Source organism: Pseudonocardia sp. Cha107L01 (assembly GCF_052566575.1).
Genome location: NZ_CP199579.1, coordinates 3,584,594 through 3,598,484, shown reverse-complemented (window position 1 = coordinate 3,598,484; position 13,891 = coordinate 3,584,594). Strand labels below are relative to the sequence as shown.

Here is a 13,891-nt window from a genome sequence, read left to right as displayed (position 1 = left end):
GGCCGGTCAGCGACGACGTGTCCCCCGTGAGGATCGGCGAGTGGTTGGTGGAAGCCCTTCGGATCACACTTGCGCTCGAGTCCACTCCAGCGCTTAACGTCGCCGCGATGTCGAGACGGGGCGAGGCACGGGAAGTGAACCATGCATGAGGTGACCGGGTACGCGGCGTGGACCCCCGGATCGGAGCTGGCCCCGTGGCGGTTCTCCCGGCGGGACCCTCGGCCCGACGACGTGTTGGTGCGGGTGACCTACTGCGGCGTCTGCCACTCCGACCTGCACGCCGTGGACGGCGCGGCGGCCGAGGAGTTCCCGCTGGTGCCGGGACACGAGTTCGTCGGGGTGGTCGCCGAGGTGGGCACGGCGGTGACCGGGTTCGCGGTCGGGGACGCCGTCGCGGTGGGCAACATCGTCGACTCGTGCGGCGAGTGCGCCCAGTGCCTGGCGCATGAGGAGCCCTACTGCGCCTGGTACCCGACCACCACCTACCTGGGCACGGACCGGCGCGACGGTAACCGGCAGCGCGGCGCCTACTCCTCGGAGTACGTGGTGACGGAGAAGTTCGTGTACCACCTGCCGGCCGAGCTGGACCCTGCCGGCGTGGCTCCGCTGATGTGCGCCGGAGTGACCACGTGGCAGCCGTTGCGGCACTGGAATGTCGGCGCCGGCGACACGGTCGGGGTGGTGGGCCTGGGTGGTCTGGGGCACCTGGCGGTCAAGTTCGCCAAGGCACTGGGCGCGCACGTGGCCGTGTTCACCACCTCGCCGGGCAAGCGCGACGCCGCGGTGGGGCTGGGTGCCGACGAGGTGATCGTTTCGACCGACCAGACCGCGATGGCCGAGGCAGCGGGCCGGTTCGACTTCATCCTGGACACCGCCTCGGCCAAGCACGACCCGTCGCCCTACCTGCGCGCGCTGCGGATGGACGGCACGCTGTGCATGCTCGGCATCCCCGACCGGTACGAGGTGGAGGCCCTGAGCCTGCTACTGGGCCGACGCAACCTGTCCGCCTCCGACAGCGCGAGGGCTTGCTGCCGCTCGTCGACCGCACACCGGACGGTCGCCGCAGCTACCCGCCCGCGGCCGTCCAGTTCGTGCGCTAGTGCAGGCGTTGCGCCGGACCGGGATGCCGGTGTCCGACGTCCGGGAGTTCGTCCGCCTCGGGGGTGGCACCCTGGCCAACCACCCGATACGGATGGACCTGCTGCGGCGGCAGAGCGCGGCGATCGAGGCACAGATGGACCAGCTGCGGGCCGACAAGGGCGTCATCCAGGACAAGATCGAGCACTATCAGGACCCCATCGACCGGGGACTGGACTGCGAGGACGAGATCGCGGGACGAACCGACGGGTGAACCCACCTCGCGAGATGGCCGCGACCCCCTGTCGTTCGGACTGGGCCGTCCCGGGTGAGCGCTGGCACCACGCTCACCCGGGTCGTCGGGCGCCGGGAACCGCTACGGCAGGCCCTGTCGGATCGCGCCGAACGCGCGGTCCAGGCCGTCGAACGGCGGGGCGTCGCCCTCGGCGAGCATCCACTCGTCGAGGGCGGTACGGAACGCCGCCACCGCGATCCGGGCCAGCAGGGCGGACCGCGGCTCGCCGATGTCCGGGGATCTCTCCCGCAACACGACGGCGAGTGCGTCCTCCCACTGCGCGTGTTTGAGCAGGCTGTACGGGCGCAGGCTCGGCGTGCGCTCGATCATCACCGACACAGCACGGACCTCGGCCGGACTGTCGGTGAAGCTCGCACACATCGCGGCGAACACCGCGTGCAGCGACACCATCGGGTGCTCGTCGAGCGGCCGGCGGCGGAGCGCCTCGGTGAGCATCGCGGTGGTTCCGCGCGCCCAGTCCATGACGATGTCGCCCTTGGTCCCGAAGTAGCGGAACAAGGTCCGCCGGGAGACCCCGGCGGCCTCGGCCACCTCGTCGACGGTGGTGGCGTCGAACCCCCGCTGAGCGAACAGCTGGATGCCCACCGCGACCAGCTCCGCGCGCTGCCGCTCCTGTTTGCGCTCCCGCAGCCCTCCCTCGGTCATGGCATTCAGGCGGGCTGGTAGCCCATGATGGCCTTGACCTCGGTGAACTCGTCGAAGCCCTGCTCGCCCCACTCGCGGCCGTTGCCGGACTGCTTGTAGCCGCCGAAGGGGGCGGTGAAGTCCGGGCCGGCGCCGTTGAGCCCGACCATGCCGGTGCGGATCTTCGACGCGACCTGGAACGCGTGCGCCGGGTCGGCCGACTGCACCGCGCCGCTCAGTCCGTACTCGCTGTCGTTTGCGATCTGGATGGCTTCGTCCTCGTCCCGATAGGTGATCACCGACAACACCGGGCCGAAGATCTCCTCCCGGGCGATCCGCATGTCCGGTGTGACGCCGACGAACACGGTCGGCCGCACGAAGTAGCCCTTGTCGAGCCCGTCCGGCAGGCCGACACCGCCGACGACCGCTTCGGCGCCCTCGTCCAGCCCGGCCTGGATGAGACCCTGGACCTTGTCGAACTGGGTCTTGCTGACCAACGGGCCGAGCGCGGTCTCCTTCGACTGGGGGTCTCCGGTGGTGAAGCCCTCGGCGGCCTTCTTGATCAGGCCGACCAGCTCGTCACGCTGATCCTCGTGCACCAGCAGCCGGGTGGTGGCGTTGCAGCTCTGGCCGGTGTTCGGGAAACAGCCGACGAGCGCGCCCTTGGCCGCCTTGGCGAGGTCGGCGTCCGGCAGCACGATGTTGGCCGACTTGCCGCCGAGCTCCAGGGAGACCCGCTTGACAGTGTCGGCGGCGTTCTTGGACACCAGGATGCCGGCCCGGGTCGACCCGGTGAAGGAGACCATGTCGATGTCCGGGTGCGCCGACAGCACCGAGCCGACGCTCGGCCCGTCACCGTGCACCAGGTTGAACACGCCGGCCGGCACACCGGCCTCCTCCAGGATCTCCGCCACCAGCACAGCGCTCAGCGGAGCGATCTCGCTCGGCTTGAGCACCATCGTGCAACCGGTGGCCAGCGCGGGCGCCACCTTGCACATGATCTGGTTCACCGGCCAGTTCCAGGGAGTGATCATCGCGCAGACGCCGACCGGCTCGCGCCGCAACATCGTCGTGCCGCGCACCTGCTCGAACGGGTAGTTGCGCAGGATCTCGACGGCGGTGAGGACGTGTCCGAGGCCGGCCGGCACCTGTGCCTGGTTGGCCAGCGACGTCGGCGCGCCCATCTCGGCGGTGACCGTGGCGGTCAGGTCGGCGAAGCGGCGCTTGTAGATCTCGGCGATCTTCTCCAGCAGGGCGAGGCGCTCCTCGCGGCTGGTCGCGGAGTAGGTGGGGAACGCGGCCTTGGCGGCGGCCACGGCCAGGTCGGCGTCGTTCTTGCCACCCATCGCGATCTGGGTGATGACCTGCTCGGTCGCCGGGTTGATCACGTCCAGCACGGCGGACGACGTGGGCGTGACCCACTTCCCATCGATGTAGAACTTGGTGGCGTTCGCATAAAGCTCAGTCATGTCGTGCGTCCTTTCACGGAGCCTCGCCCCGAACGGGTATGCCATCACCGTAGTGGCACCAAGTGCCATTTGTCCCCCAGTGCCGAAATGTTCACCAGAGGCTCGCCAGGACGGCCACCCGGGCTGGCTCGCGCAAAAGTGTGGAGCACCCCCCACTTCCGTGTGGAGTCAGCGGAAGTGGGGAACAGTCCTCGGATCCGAATCGGAGCTATGCGACATGCCGTCCGAGATCAGCCCGGAGGCTCCTGAGCTCAGTCCGGAGACTTCACACCCGGCGCCGCCGGTGGACCCCTCGGCACCGCCGGGTCAAGGAGAGGCGCACGAGCAGAGCTGGTTGATTCCCCTGATGGTGCTGGTCGTGGGGGCCGCCGGCGATGGCAGGCACCCACACTGGCCGCGATTCTGGCTGAGACCGCGGCAACCAGGACCGAACCGGCCGACGATCAGCTCGCCCGGGTGCTCGGTCTCGTCCTTGACGGGCTGTTGCCCCGTTCGTAGCTACTACAGGCGGATCTCCATCAACTGGCGGGCGAGCGGCTTGGCAGGACAACCGACCGGCGGGACGCCATCGGCAGGCGAGCGGGCCCGCCTGCGTACTTCCGCACCACCGAGCGCGTCGAAGTACGCGGTCCGAGCGCGCAGCGGGACGTAGCCGTCGAGAACCCGCTGATCCAGCATTGTCCCAGGTCAAGGGACGCCCAAAGGACGGGTGCCACCCGACCTGACATGCGAGAGCCTGAATCAGGAGGGGAAGACGATGACTGCGACAAGGTCGACCACCAGCTATGGCGAGCTCAACGCGATCCTGGACCGAGCCCGCCGCCGGCCTCGAACACCCATTTCCGTAAGTCACGACCAGTTTCTCGGGCTACAGCACCGCTGGACCACCGCACTGTCCGCGCGACTGGACCAGGCGATCGAGTCCGCTGGCCCGGCGCCGCTGGTCGACGCGGTCGCTGCCGCGTGGCGCGAACTCGCCGCCGACCAGGACACGCTTCGCGCAGTGCTGGACGCCGCCGAGCAACGCTGGCCCGCGCTGACAAAGGCAACGAGCACCGAGTTCCGCTACCTCGCGCTCTCTGCCGGCCTGGTCGGCCTGGACGACCCCGCCGAGGAGGCGGTCCGGCTCGGCCGGGACTATCGCGATCTCATCCGAGCTGGAGCCCCAACCGACGCGCAACGGATGTCAATCTCGGACGCGGCCACGCTCGCAACGATCTAGCACTTGCCCGCTGATCGCCGTAACCGTCGGCGCGGCCGGGCACGGCGGTGCATCAGGTGGGCCGCCGAACTCACCGGACGCCGAACAGGCCTTCGCGCTCGCATCGTGCCCGCAACCCGCCTGCTCCTACGATGCGTGCGTGGACCCCATCAGCAGCGGCGCGGAGGAGGGAAACTTCCTCGCCATCCTGGACCCTGAATCCCGGGCGGAGCTGCGGGAGCGGGGCCGCCTGCAACGCTATCGACCCGGCGGCATGCTGCTCTACGAGGGGCAGGTCGACGCGCCGGTGGTCATCCTGCTCGACGGTCGAGTGCGGGTATCGGCGCTGGCCAGCGACGGACGCGATCTGGTGCTCGCCTTCCGTGGCCCCGGCTCGATACTGGGCGAGCTCGCCGCGCTGGACTACGGCCGTTGCTCGGCGAGCGTGTCCGCTATCGACGACGTGCAGGTCATCACCCTGAGCCCCATCCAGCTGCACGCGTTCCTGCGCGCCAGGCCCGAGGCCGCGATCGCGCTGCTGCGGCTGCTCAGCCAACGCCTGCGCGACGCCGACCGCAAACGGATCGAGTTCGCCGCGCTGGACACCGTGGGCCGGGTCGCGGCGCGCATCGTCGAACTCGCCAATCGGTTCGGCGAGCCCCAGCCCGACGGCTCGGTCATCATCGCGTTCGGACTCTCCCAGGAAGAGCTCGCGACCTGGGTGGGCAGCTCCCGAGAAGCGACCGTCAAGGCGCTCGCCCAACTGCGAGGTTTCGGCTGGCTCGACACCGCCCGCCGACGTATCCACGTCAACGACCTCCAGGCGTTGCAACATCGCTCTGTCCCCTGAACTACCCCACGGCATTGGGTGAGCCCCCACTCAGCGGCCTCGGATGACCGGGTCACGCAGGTAGAGCACGAGCGAGCGCACGAAGTCCTTGTCGGGCCCGTCCGGCAGGTGACCCATCGCGGTGTCGAACTCCGCGAGGGCCGCTCCCGCGAGCCCGTCCGCGAACGCGCACGCGTAGTCGACCGCCCCGTGCTTCTCCATCAGACCGACGACGCGCTCGATGCGTTCCGGGGCGCACAGGCCGCTGGTCGATCCAGCCGGCCCGACGAGCGCAAGAATCTCGGCGCGCTCGTCGGCGTCAAGGGCCGCGAGCAAGTACACGAGCAGCAGCGTCGGCTTGCCCTCGATGACGTCCCCGCCGAAGTCCGCGCCACTCCGTACCTGGCGGCTGACGTTCTCGATGTCGTCGCGGATCTGCCATACCGCCCCGAGGAAGAACCCGAAGCGGGCGATTGCATCGAGATCGGCGGCACCTCGGGAGCCGATCAGCGCCCCGATGCGGCACGGGTGGATGGCGGAGTACCAGCACGTCTTCGCCAGCACGACGCTCAGGTATGAGTCGATATCGGCCTCCCCGCAGCCACCATCGCGCCAGCCGATCTCGACCGCCTGGCCCTCGATCGTGCGCCTTGTGAGATGGTCGAACTCGCGCAATACATCCAGCGCCAGCGCCGAGCCCAGCAGGTCAACGTTGTCCAGCAGCGGCCGCAACGCCAGCCAGGCCAGCCCGTTGCCGGCGGTGAGGGCGAGCGGGACGCCGTGCTCGACGTGCAGGGCCGGCGCCCCACGGCGCCGCGTTGCGTCGTCACAGATGTCGTCGTGCACCAGGAACGCGTTGTGCAGCATCTCGATCGCGACGGCCGCCGGCAACGCGTTCTCAGTGCTGCCGCCGTAGGCCCGGCAGGTCGCCAGGCACAGCGCTGGCCGCATCCCCTTACCCGCGCGCCGGGGGTAGTCGGCGGCAATCTGGTAGAACGCGGCCTGCGGCCCACCCTCCGGGAGGTACCCCAGCAGCCCGTTGCGAGCACGCGCACCCTCGCGCTCCAGGACGGCCGCGACCTGCTCGGCGGAGGCGGTGCGGCCGAGTGCGCTCACTGCCGGGTTGTCGACCGCACCGTGAGCAGTACCGCGCCGGCGCCGGGGTCACCCGTCACGGCGCCGTGGTAATCGGCCGCCACCCGGGAGTTGTTGCCCGCCACCTTCACCGTCACGGTCACCCCGTCGCCGGGCGCGATGGTGGCGATACTGGGCGGTTCGAAGCTGATCTCCTCGTTGGAGATCCGGCCGGCGTGGCCGACCAGATCGGAGGCATTGAAGGTCACGTCCCGCAGCGCGGTCGTACCGGTGTTCCAGTACGTGAACTCGGCGCTGACCGGGTCGCCACCACGGGCATCGGTCACCAGCCGCGCCACCGTTGGGGTGTCGGGCTCGCAGTTCTCCCTGGGACCGGGTGGGGGTGTGAGCGCCTGGGCGACGGACTGCGCGACCTCACCGGCACGCCCGAGCAGCTCTGCGAAGACCCGCACCAGTTCCTCGGTCAACGCGCCGGGGTCAGGGGCCCGGTGGGCCACCGGGCCGGCCTGCCCACGCGGCGTGGCCCGGCCCTGGGTGGAGGCGGGCCGGCTGCCCTGCGCCGAGGGCCGCGCGCGCACGCTCTCGGCCAACGCCCCGGCCACCATCTCCAACGCGTGAAAGCCGGACAGGGCTGCGTCGGTGATTCCGGCGGTCAGCGGTTCGATGGGATGTTGCGGTACCTCGGGCATCTCGGTTCTCCCGTTCACGGTCCGTCGTAGCCGATGATGTACCGGATCTCGGTCGTCGCGCCGACCTTCGCCAGGATCGCGTTGGCCGCGAGCAGGCCCGACATCGTCGCCGCCTCCACGCACCCGGCATCCAGGCCGCACGCGGTCCAGTCGCCCGCCGCGTAGAGGTTGCCGAAGCCGGTGTCGCCCGGGTGGATGCGGTGGGCGCTCGATCCGGGGACCGAGAGCACGTAGCGCTCCGAGGGCTCCACGTTGGCGCGCAGGAACTGGTAGTCCAGCCGCGCCTCGCCGACGACACCCGGCGGCGCGACGAGCCGGTTCCAGTCGAACTCGCCGGTCACCGGGTCCAGCGCGTGCGCCCATAGGTGGCGAATGTCGCGGCGCAGGAATCGGACCGCCTGCGCCCGCACCAGCGCGTCCTGGTCCTTCAGCCATGCATTGGCATCCGGGCCCCGGGGCGGCGGCGGGGTGTCGACGAGGACGTTGCAGAAGTAGGCGACGGTGGCCGCGCCAACCCTCTCCTGGGCCTTGAGGTGGCCCATGTCGGCCCAGGTGTCGTAGGGCTCGGCGAAGCCGCCGACGACCGAACCGTCGGCGTGGTCGGACAGCGTCGACGCTGGCTCGGTCAGCCACAGCTGCAGCGCCTGGGTGGGCACGGTCTCGATCTTCTCGACGGCCTCGCTCCAGGCTTTGGAGTGCGAGACCAGGTCGTGTGCAATGAGCGGGACCGTCGCGATCGGCAGCGCGAACACCACATCGTCGAAGTCGGCGCCGCGAACGAGGGTCTTCCCCGCGACCTTGGTGATCGCCGGGTCCATCAGCCACGACTCATACGCGGCCGCTTCGGGCTCCGGCTGTGGGCCGGTGTGGGGCACCCTGGGCGTGGCCGGCCACAGTGCCAAGTTGCTCTGTATTGCCGTGACCTCGGGCGACGCCGTGCTCTCCGGCGATGCTCCGGCCGGGTCCGTCGGATCCGTCGGGGTCAGCGGGGTCGGCGGTCGGGGGTTGAGGAAGTTGCCCGCCTTGGTCGTGGTGGGGAGGGTGGCCTGGACGTCGAGCTCGATCCTCTCGACCAGACCGGGCGAGGCGGCCGCACCGGGTGAGGCGTTCACCTGCTCGACCCGGTGGAAGAACTCGACCTTGACTCCGCGCTTTTCCAACAGCTCGTAGAGCGGCGCGAAGACGATGTCGCCCATGCCGGAGTTCATCTTCCACATCAGTGCGCCGCGGTAGGTGAAGAACGTTCGCAGCAGACCGCGCAGCGCGGTGCCGGCCTCAGCCGCCGGACGCTGCGGGTCGCCCCCTCGGTAGGCGAAGGCCAGGTCGTAGACGACGGTGCGGACCAGCGCGGAGTCGACGCTCTCCCTAGCGGCACCGTGGCCGAGCAGCCAGGACCGGAAGTCGACGTCGTTGATCCGCCCGAAGTCGTTCGCGCTGATGACGTCGTCCTCGACCATCCCCCGGGCGATCGCGAGCATCAGGTCGATGACGTACCAGGCACGGCGCACGGTGTCGTCCGCGCGCAGGTACTCGTCGGCGCGGTTGCGCAGCTGCTGGGTGGCGAAGTCGACCGCCCGCAGCACCAGGTCGACGATCACGCTCCCGGCCAGCACCGCCGCACCGACGCGCGCGGCGGCGTCGAGGATGCCACCGGCCAGGCCGAGGATCTCCCTCAGACCACCGGACAGCAGACCCCGGACGTCCCCGAGCAACGCCTCCAGCGCCCCGATGGAGGCCGCCACCGGTGGCGGGCCGCCGCTGCCCGGCGTGATCGTCGCACTCGGGCCGGAGTTCGACCCGATCAGCGACGCCGCGAGGTCGGCGGCGAGGAACAGGCAGCGCGCAGCGAAGAACACCGCGGACCAGTCCTCAGGCCGCTGACCGGGCAGCCGGGGGTCGTTCTCGTACCAGGGCCGGTCGTGGTCGAAGCGGAAGAAGTCGGCGACCCAGGGCTTCCAGTCGCACCCGTCGTGATCGGTCAGGGTGATCGGCCCGCAGGCCTGGAAACTGTCGTCCACGCTCATCTTGGCAAGCTTCCAGCGCGCCTGTGCGAGCGTCGGGTCGGCTGCGCGCCGGTCCAGCTCCTGGTGGCACTCGCGCAGCATCCGGAACGCGTTCTCGTAGAAGCCGAACCAGATGTGCAGGCCGTGCTCCTGGATACGCAGGTCGCTCTCCCTGCGCCCGCTCGCGCCCTTGCCACCCAGCCGCCAGCCCTGCTGGTAGAGGGTGATCGAGTCGAAACGTTGCCGCCAGTGGCCACGGGACAGCTCGACGGCGGTGGTCACGCCACCGACGCCGCCGCCGAGGATCACGATGCGCGGCTTGCTCATGTCGGCGCTCGCCACACCTCGAGGCCGGTCAACGAATCGAAGTCCAGCGACGCCAGGAATACCCGGTCGGGGGTGAGCGTGGTCTGCCCCGGGCCCAGACCTAGCTCAGCGGCGATCGGCTGGCTGTCGTAGGTCGACACCGTGAGGCTGAACAGGGCAGGGTCGAGCGGCTCGAAGGTCGCACCCGCCGGGTTGATCGAGATCGTCGACTCGACGATCGCCTGGTAGCAGGCCTTCGTCGGGCAGCAGATGTCGCGGAACTGCTTGAGAAACACCAGCGTGGGGCTCTGTGCGAGCTGGGCGGCCAGTGTGTCCGGGTCCGCGTTCAGCGGCGAGCTGCGTCGCAGTTCGATGACCGGCCGCGCGTACGGGGGTGGCGGAGCCGGCCGGGCCGGCGGCGTAGCGCTGCCCACGGTGATCGTCGCCGAGGGCGGCGGCTTGGGGCTGACCTCGAACCCGCGGTCGTCGTCGATGGAGAAGGCGCCGGGGAACAGGTTGCGCAGCACCTCTTCGCGCGGAGTCGGCTCGGCCGGTACCGGTGGCGAGCCGGGCCCTGCCTTCCGGGTGATCGACACCATCGTGCGCGGCACGGCCTTGGCTGCGCACCCGAACTTCTCGATCGCGAGCGCGTCGATATTCGTCGTGGCCCCGGTGGGCGTGAAGATATCCGCGAATCCGGCGTCGAAGGCGCCGAGCTCCTTGGGATAGCCGTAGACCTCACGGCCGGTGGACACCGTCTGGCCGGAGTCGGTGAAGATGTAGGGCAGGTAGCAGACCAGCCGTTCCCCCGCGTTCCGGTCGGCCGCCAGACACCAGATCGACAGCTCGCGTTCGGCGAGGAAGCCGCGTTGCGAGTCGAAGGGGTCGGTCGAGCGCATCTTCACGATGTCGGCGAGCATCACGAGGATGTTGCGGTGGGCGCAGCGGTACTCCACGGCACCGCCCGCAGGGGCGTTGAGATCGCGGTCGAGCAACGTGTCGATGGCGGTCCGGTCGGCCTTCACCACCATCCCCAGCAGCTGGGCATTGCGCGCTCCGTACGGCGGGCGCCAGACCTGCCGCCGGCCGCCGCCATCGACGTAATCGGGCAGGTTGCGGATCGTCACACCGGATCCTTCGAGTTGTCGAGGGTCCTGCGCAGGGCGCGCAGCGGGTCGTCCCAGAAGTGCTCGCCGTTGGCCGCCGTCGCTTCGAGCTGCGCCGCAACGATCGTGCCAGCGCCCTCGTGATCGCCCACTGCGTGCCGTATCTGGGCGAGGCGGCCGGCGAAGTACGGGGTCATCAGCACCGGGTGCCGCTGGTGACCGTCGGCGTCTCGGCCGGCGCTCTGCCAGGCGTTGACCACCGCGGCCAGCGTCGGCAGGCCCTCGTCGGTCTGTCCGAGCGTGCACTGGGCGATGCTGCGGTGCAGGGTGGCCGCCGCGAGCCAGGTCGAGTAGCCGTGTTCGGTGGAGATCACCACCGCCCGGTCGGAGAACTCGATCGCGGTCGCCGGGTCGCCGGCGAGCTCGGCGCGCCAGGCCAGCATGCAATACACCCAGGCCCGATTCAACGCGGTCCGGCGGTTGCCCGGATCCATCCCGCCGGCCCGCTCCGCCGCGGCCTCGGCGACCGAGGCGCTGCGCTCGTACTCACCGAGGAACCACAGCGCAACGGAGAGCGCTGCATGGCTCACCACCAGCGGGTCGTTGGGGAAGTCCGCGACCGGCTCGCTGCCGACGTGGCGCGCGGCCAGTTCCAGCTTGTCCCGCGCACCGGCGAAGTCGCCGAGGTAGAGCAGCTCGTAACCGACGATCCCGGCGGCCGTCCAGCGGAATCGCTCGTCGGCGGTCTCCTGCTCGGCGATCGCCACGCAGCGCTCGCCGAGGGCCAGCGCGGTGTCGTGCTCGCCGAGCACGAACCAGTAGCTCCAGATCCCCCACAACGCCGGGAAGATCGCGGTGCTGTCGTCCAGCGCATCGGCCAGCTCCCGTGCCCGTTCGAACGCGGCGCGCGCCTGCGGCGAGGTGTAGCCGTGGATCGTGGACAGCGCCGTGCCGAGGTTGAGCTGCGCCTCGAGCTCGGCTCCGGTCAGTGATGCGGCGGCCGGCAGCTGCTCAATCGCCCGCAGCGCGTTGGTGAAAAGCTCGATCGCCTCGTGCCGCGCGCCGGTCGCGGTCGCCGCCCGGCCGGCTTCCAGCCAGCTCGCCAGCGCGCCCGCGTGATCGCCGCCGAGGGTGTACTGGCGCGCGAGGTCGTCGGGTCGTGCCGTGCGGGGCACCTGCTCGGCGAGGATCCGGGCCAGCTTCAGGTGCTGCTCGCCACGGCGGGCGGCGAGCAACGTCTGGTAGGCAACCTCGCGGAGCACGTCGTGACGGAAGCTCACCACGTCGCGGCGCCCGTTCATGCTCCGTCGCAGCACCCCTCGGGCGGTCAGCTCGGCGATCTGGACACCGAGCCGCTCGGTGCTCTGGTCGGACAGCCGCGCCAGGGTGGCGACGTCGATCTCGCTGCCGGCGATGGCGATCTGCCCGGCGAGCCTGCGCAGCGGCGCACCGAGTTCGTCCAACCGGGCCGCGACGAATGCGGAGAGCTCGATGACCCCGGAGCGCACCTCGGCGTGCGTCTCGACGGCAGAGTGGGCCAACTCCTCGACGTAGAACGGCAGACCGTCGCAGCGCTCAACGATGCGGCCGATCGTGCCGTCGTCGAGGTCGGGTGCGACCGAGCGCGCGAGCGCCGTGGCGTCGTCGGCTCCCAACCCGGTGAGCTCGACGACGGCGTCGCAGGCGGCGCTGTCGGGCAGGGTGCGCCCGGCGAGTATGACCAGCAGCGCGGCGGTCGGACGGGCCAGCAGTTGGAGGAGCAACTCGGCGGTCGAGGGGTCGGCGGCATGCATGTCGTCGACGTGCAGCACGACCGGGCCCCGGGCGGCCAGCCCTTCGAAAAGATCGGTCAGCGCGACGAAACCGCGCCGGCGCAGCACATCGGGCTCCACGTCGACGACCGTCGGCCCGCCCAGCAGCGAGGCCAGGATCGGCGCCACCTCCTCGGCCGGCAGCCGGCATCCCGGCAGCTGCTCGAGCTGACGGTGCACCGCGGCGAGCACCTCGGCGTCGCTGGCCTCGCCCTCGGCGGTGATCCGGAACTGGCGCCGCAGCGCCCGCACCACCGGACGCAGCGGGCTTGCCCGGTGCAGCGGTGAGCAGGCCAGCGTCACCGGTGTCGCCCCACACGCGACCGCCACCGCGATCATGTGCTCGGCCAGCCGCGACTTGCCGATACCGGCCGGCCCGGTAAGCCCGACGACCCGACGTTCGCCGGTGTCGTTGACGTGGTTCCAGGCCCCACGCAGGAGCTCCAGCTCGACGACGCGGTCGACCATGAGAGGGCGCGGCCGGGTGCTCGCCTCGAGGCGGTTCTCGGCGTCGGTCGCCTGCAGGACCCGGTGCAGCAACACCTGCCTCGGGTAGTTGCGCAGGTCGACGAGCCCGATGGGCTCGGTCCTGAACCAGCCCACGATCAGCCGGCGGGTGGCCTCGGTGACCCAGACACTCATCGGATCAGCGGTTGCCTGCACCCGGGACGCGATGTTGGGCGGGTCGCCGGCGATCTCGTCGATCGACCAGGGACTCGCATCGACGGGCCCCACCGCGACGATGCCGGTGTCAAGACCGATCCTGACCATCGCCCTGGTGCCATAGCGCTGCTCCCAGCGCGCGCCCCGGCGCTCGACACTGTCCAGGATCGCCAACGCGCACAGCGTCGCACGGCGTCCGTCGTCCTCGTGGGTAATCGGATGGCCGAACTGCGCGAGCACGCCGTCCCCGCTGTACTTGACGACCCGGCCGTCATAGCGCCCGACCGCCTCGACGCAGACGCCGTAGAGATCCATCATCAGCTCGCGGTACCGCTCCGGGCCGATCGCGGCGGCGATCGCGGTCGAGGCGCACATGTCGACCGCGACGACCGTCAGCTGGCGGAGCTGGGCATCGCCAGGGCTCAGCCCGCCCAGCCGATGTCGGGCGATGCCCACGACCGCCGCGGCGTCGTCGAGGCTCGGATCGGCGACCAGCGCCTGCGAGCCGAGGTCCAGCGCCTCCATCCAGCGCCGCGCGCTGACCGCCTCGCGTGCACGGGCCACCAGCGAGGCCGCCGCGCTCGCGCGCTGCGCGCCCTCGCTCGTTGCCCCTCCGCCGCCGGCCACCAGCGAAAAAGCTAGCGCACCCCATGGCCAGGTGTGAAGGAATCATGGAGCGGGTGCCCGGGTCCTTCATCATTC

11 protein-coding genes and 1 pseudogene are annotated in these 13,891 nt (G+C 70.5%); 4 read left to right on the top strand and 8 right to left on the bottom strand.

What is annotated here, in order from left to right; translation table 11 throughout:
- Positions 1-141 precede the first annotated feature (141 nt).
- Positions 142-993, top strand: a pseudogene (locus tag ACTXG6_RS17050) (NAD(P)-dependent alcohol dehydrogenase); the annotation flags it as partial.
- A 106-nt stretch (positions 994-1,099) separates the two neighbouring features.
- The gene (locus ACTXG6_RS17045) at positions 1,100-1,351 is read left to right on the top strand and encodes a hypothetical protein (protein WP_445190358.1); all 252 of its coding nucleotides are present in this window, start codon (positions 1,100-1,102) and stop codon (positions 1,349-1,351) included.
- Positions 1,352-1,453: 102 nt separating this feature from the next.
- On the opposite strand, the gene ACTXG6_RS17040 is transcribed toward ACTXG6_RS17045, so the two are convergent.
- The 3 genes from ACTXG6_RS17040 to ACTXG6_RS17030 all read right to left on the bottom strand — a co-directional run bounded on the left by ACTXG6_RS17040 (position 1,454) and on the right by ACTXG6_RS17030 (position 4,164).
- Complete coding sequence (locus ACTXG6_RS17040; protein ID WP_445188789.1) at positions 1,454-2,038, bottom strand: TetR family transcriptional regulator; 585 nt, start codon at positions 2,036-2,038, stop codon at positions 1,454-1,456.
- A gap of 5 nt (positions 2,039-2,043) precedes the next feature.
- A complete protein-coding gene (locus ACTXG6_RS17035; RefSeq protein ID WP_445188788.1) occupies positions 2,044-3,486 on the bottom strand; it encodes an aldehyde dehydrogenase family protein in 1,443 nt (480 codons plus the stop codon).
- A 501-nt stretch (positions 3,487-3,987) separates the two neighbouring features.
- Positions 3,988-4,164: a hypothetical protein gene (locus ACTXG6_RS17030; RefSeq protein ID WP_445188787.1), complete on the bottom strand. Its 177-nt coding sequence runs from the start codon at positions 4,162-4,164 to the stop codon at positions 3,988-3,990.
- Between the two features lie 79 nt (positions 4,165-4,243).
- On the opposite strand from ACTXG6_RS17030, the gene ACTXG6_RS17025 reads away from it, so the two are divergent.
- The gene (locus ACTXG6_RS17025) at positions 4,244-4,708 is read left to right on the top strand and encodes a hypothetical protein (RefSeq protein WP_445188786.1); all 465 of its coding nucleotides are present in this window, start codon (positions 4,244-4,246) and stop codon (positions 4,706-4,708) included.
- Positions 4,709-4,847: 139 nt separating this feature from the next.
- On the top strand, positions 4,848-5,537 hold the full coding sequence (locus ACTXG6_RS17020) for a Crp/Fnr family transcriptional regulator (RefSeq protein ID WP_445188785.1): 690 nt from the start codon (positions 4,848-4,850) through the stop codon (positions 5,535-5,537).
- Between the two features lie 30 nt (positions 5,538-5,567).
- Here the strand turns inward: ACTXG6_RS17020 and ACTXG6_RS17015 are convergent, their stop codons facing one another.
- The 5 genes from ACTXG6_RS17015 to ACTXG6_RS16995 are packed head-to-tail and all read right to left on the bottom strand — an operon-like array spanning position 5,568 to position 13,816.
- Positions 5,568-6,632 carry a polyprenyl synthetase family protein gene (locus ACTXG6_RS17015; protein ID WP_445188784.1) on the bottom strand — a complete coding sequence of 355 codons (1,065 nt, stop codon included), beginning with the start codon at positions 6,630-6,632 and terminating at the stop codon, positions 5,568-5,570.
- Positions 6,629-7,300: a hypothetical protein gene (locus tag ACTXG6_RS17010; protein WP_445188783.1), complete on the bottom strand. Its 672-nt coding sequence runs from the start codon at positions 7,298-7,300 to the stop codon at positions 6,629-6,631. The genes ACTXG6_RS17015 and ACTXG6_RS17010 overlap by 4 nt, the downstream gene beginning before the upstream one ends.
- 14 nt (positions 7,301-7,314) lie before the next feature.
- On the bottom strand, positions 7,315-9,630 hold the full coding sequence (locus tag ACTXG6_RS17005) for an FAD-dependent oxidoreductase (RefSeq protein ID WP_445188782.1): 2,316 nt from the start codon (positions 9,628-9,630) through the stop codon (positions 7,315-7,317).
- A complete protein-coding gene (locus ACTXG6_RS17000; protein ID WP_445188781.1) occupies positions 9,627-10,736 on the bottom strand; it encodes a hypothetical protein in 1,110 nt (369 codons plus the stop codon). The genes ACTXG6_RS17005 and ACTXG6_RS17000 overlap by 4 nt, the downstream gene beginning before the upstream one ends.
- Positions 10,733-13,816: an ATP-binding protein gene (locus tag ACTXG6_RS16995; RefSeq protein ID WP_445188780.1), complete on the bottom strand. Its 3,084-nt coding sequence runs from the start codon at positions 13,814-13,816 to the stop codon at positions 10,733-10,735. Before ACTXG6_RS16995 ends, ACTXG6_RS17000 begins: the two co-directional genes overlap by 4 nt.
- Positions 13,817-13,891: the final 75 nt, after the last annotated feature.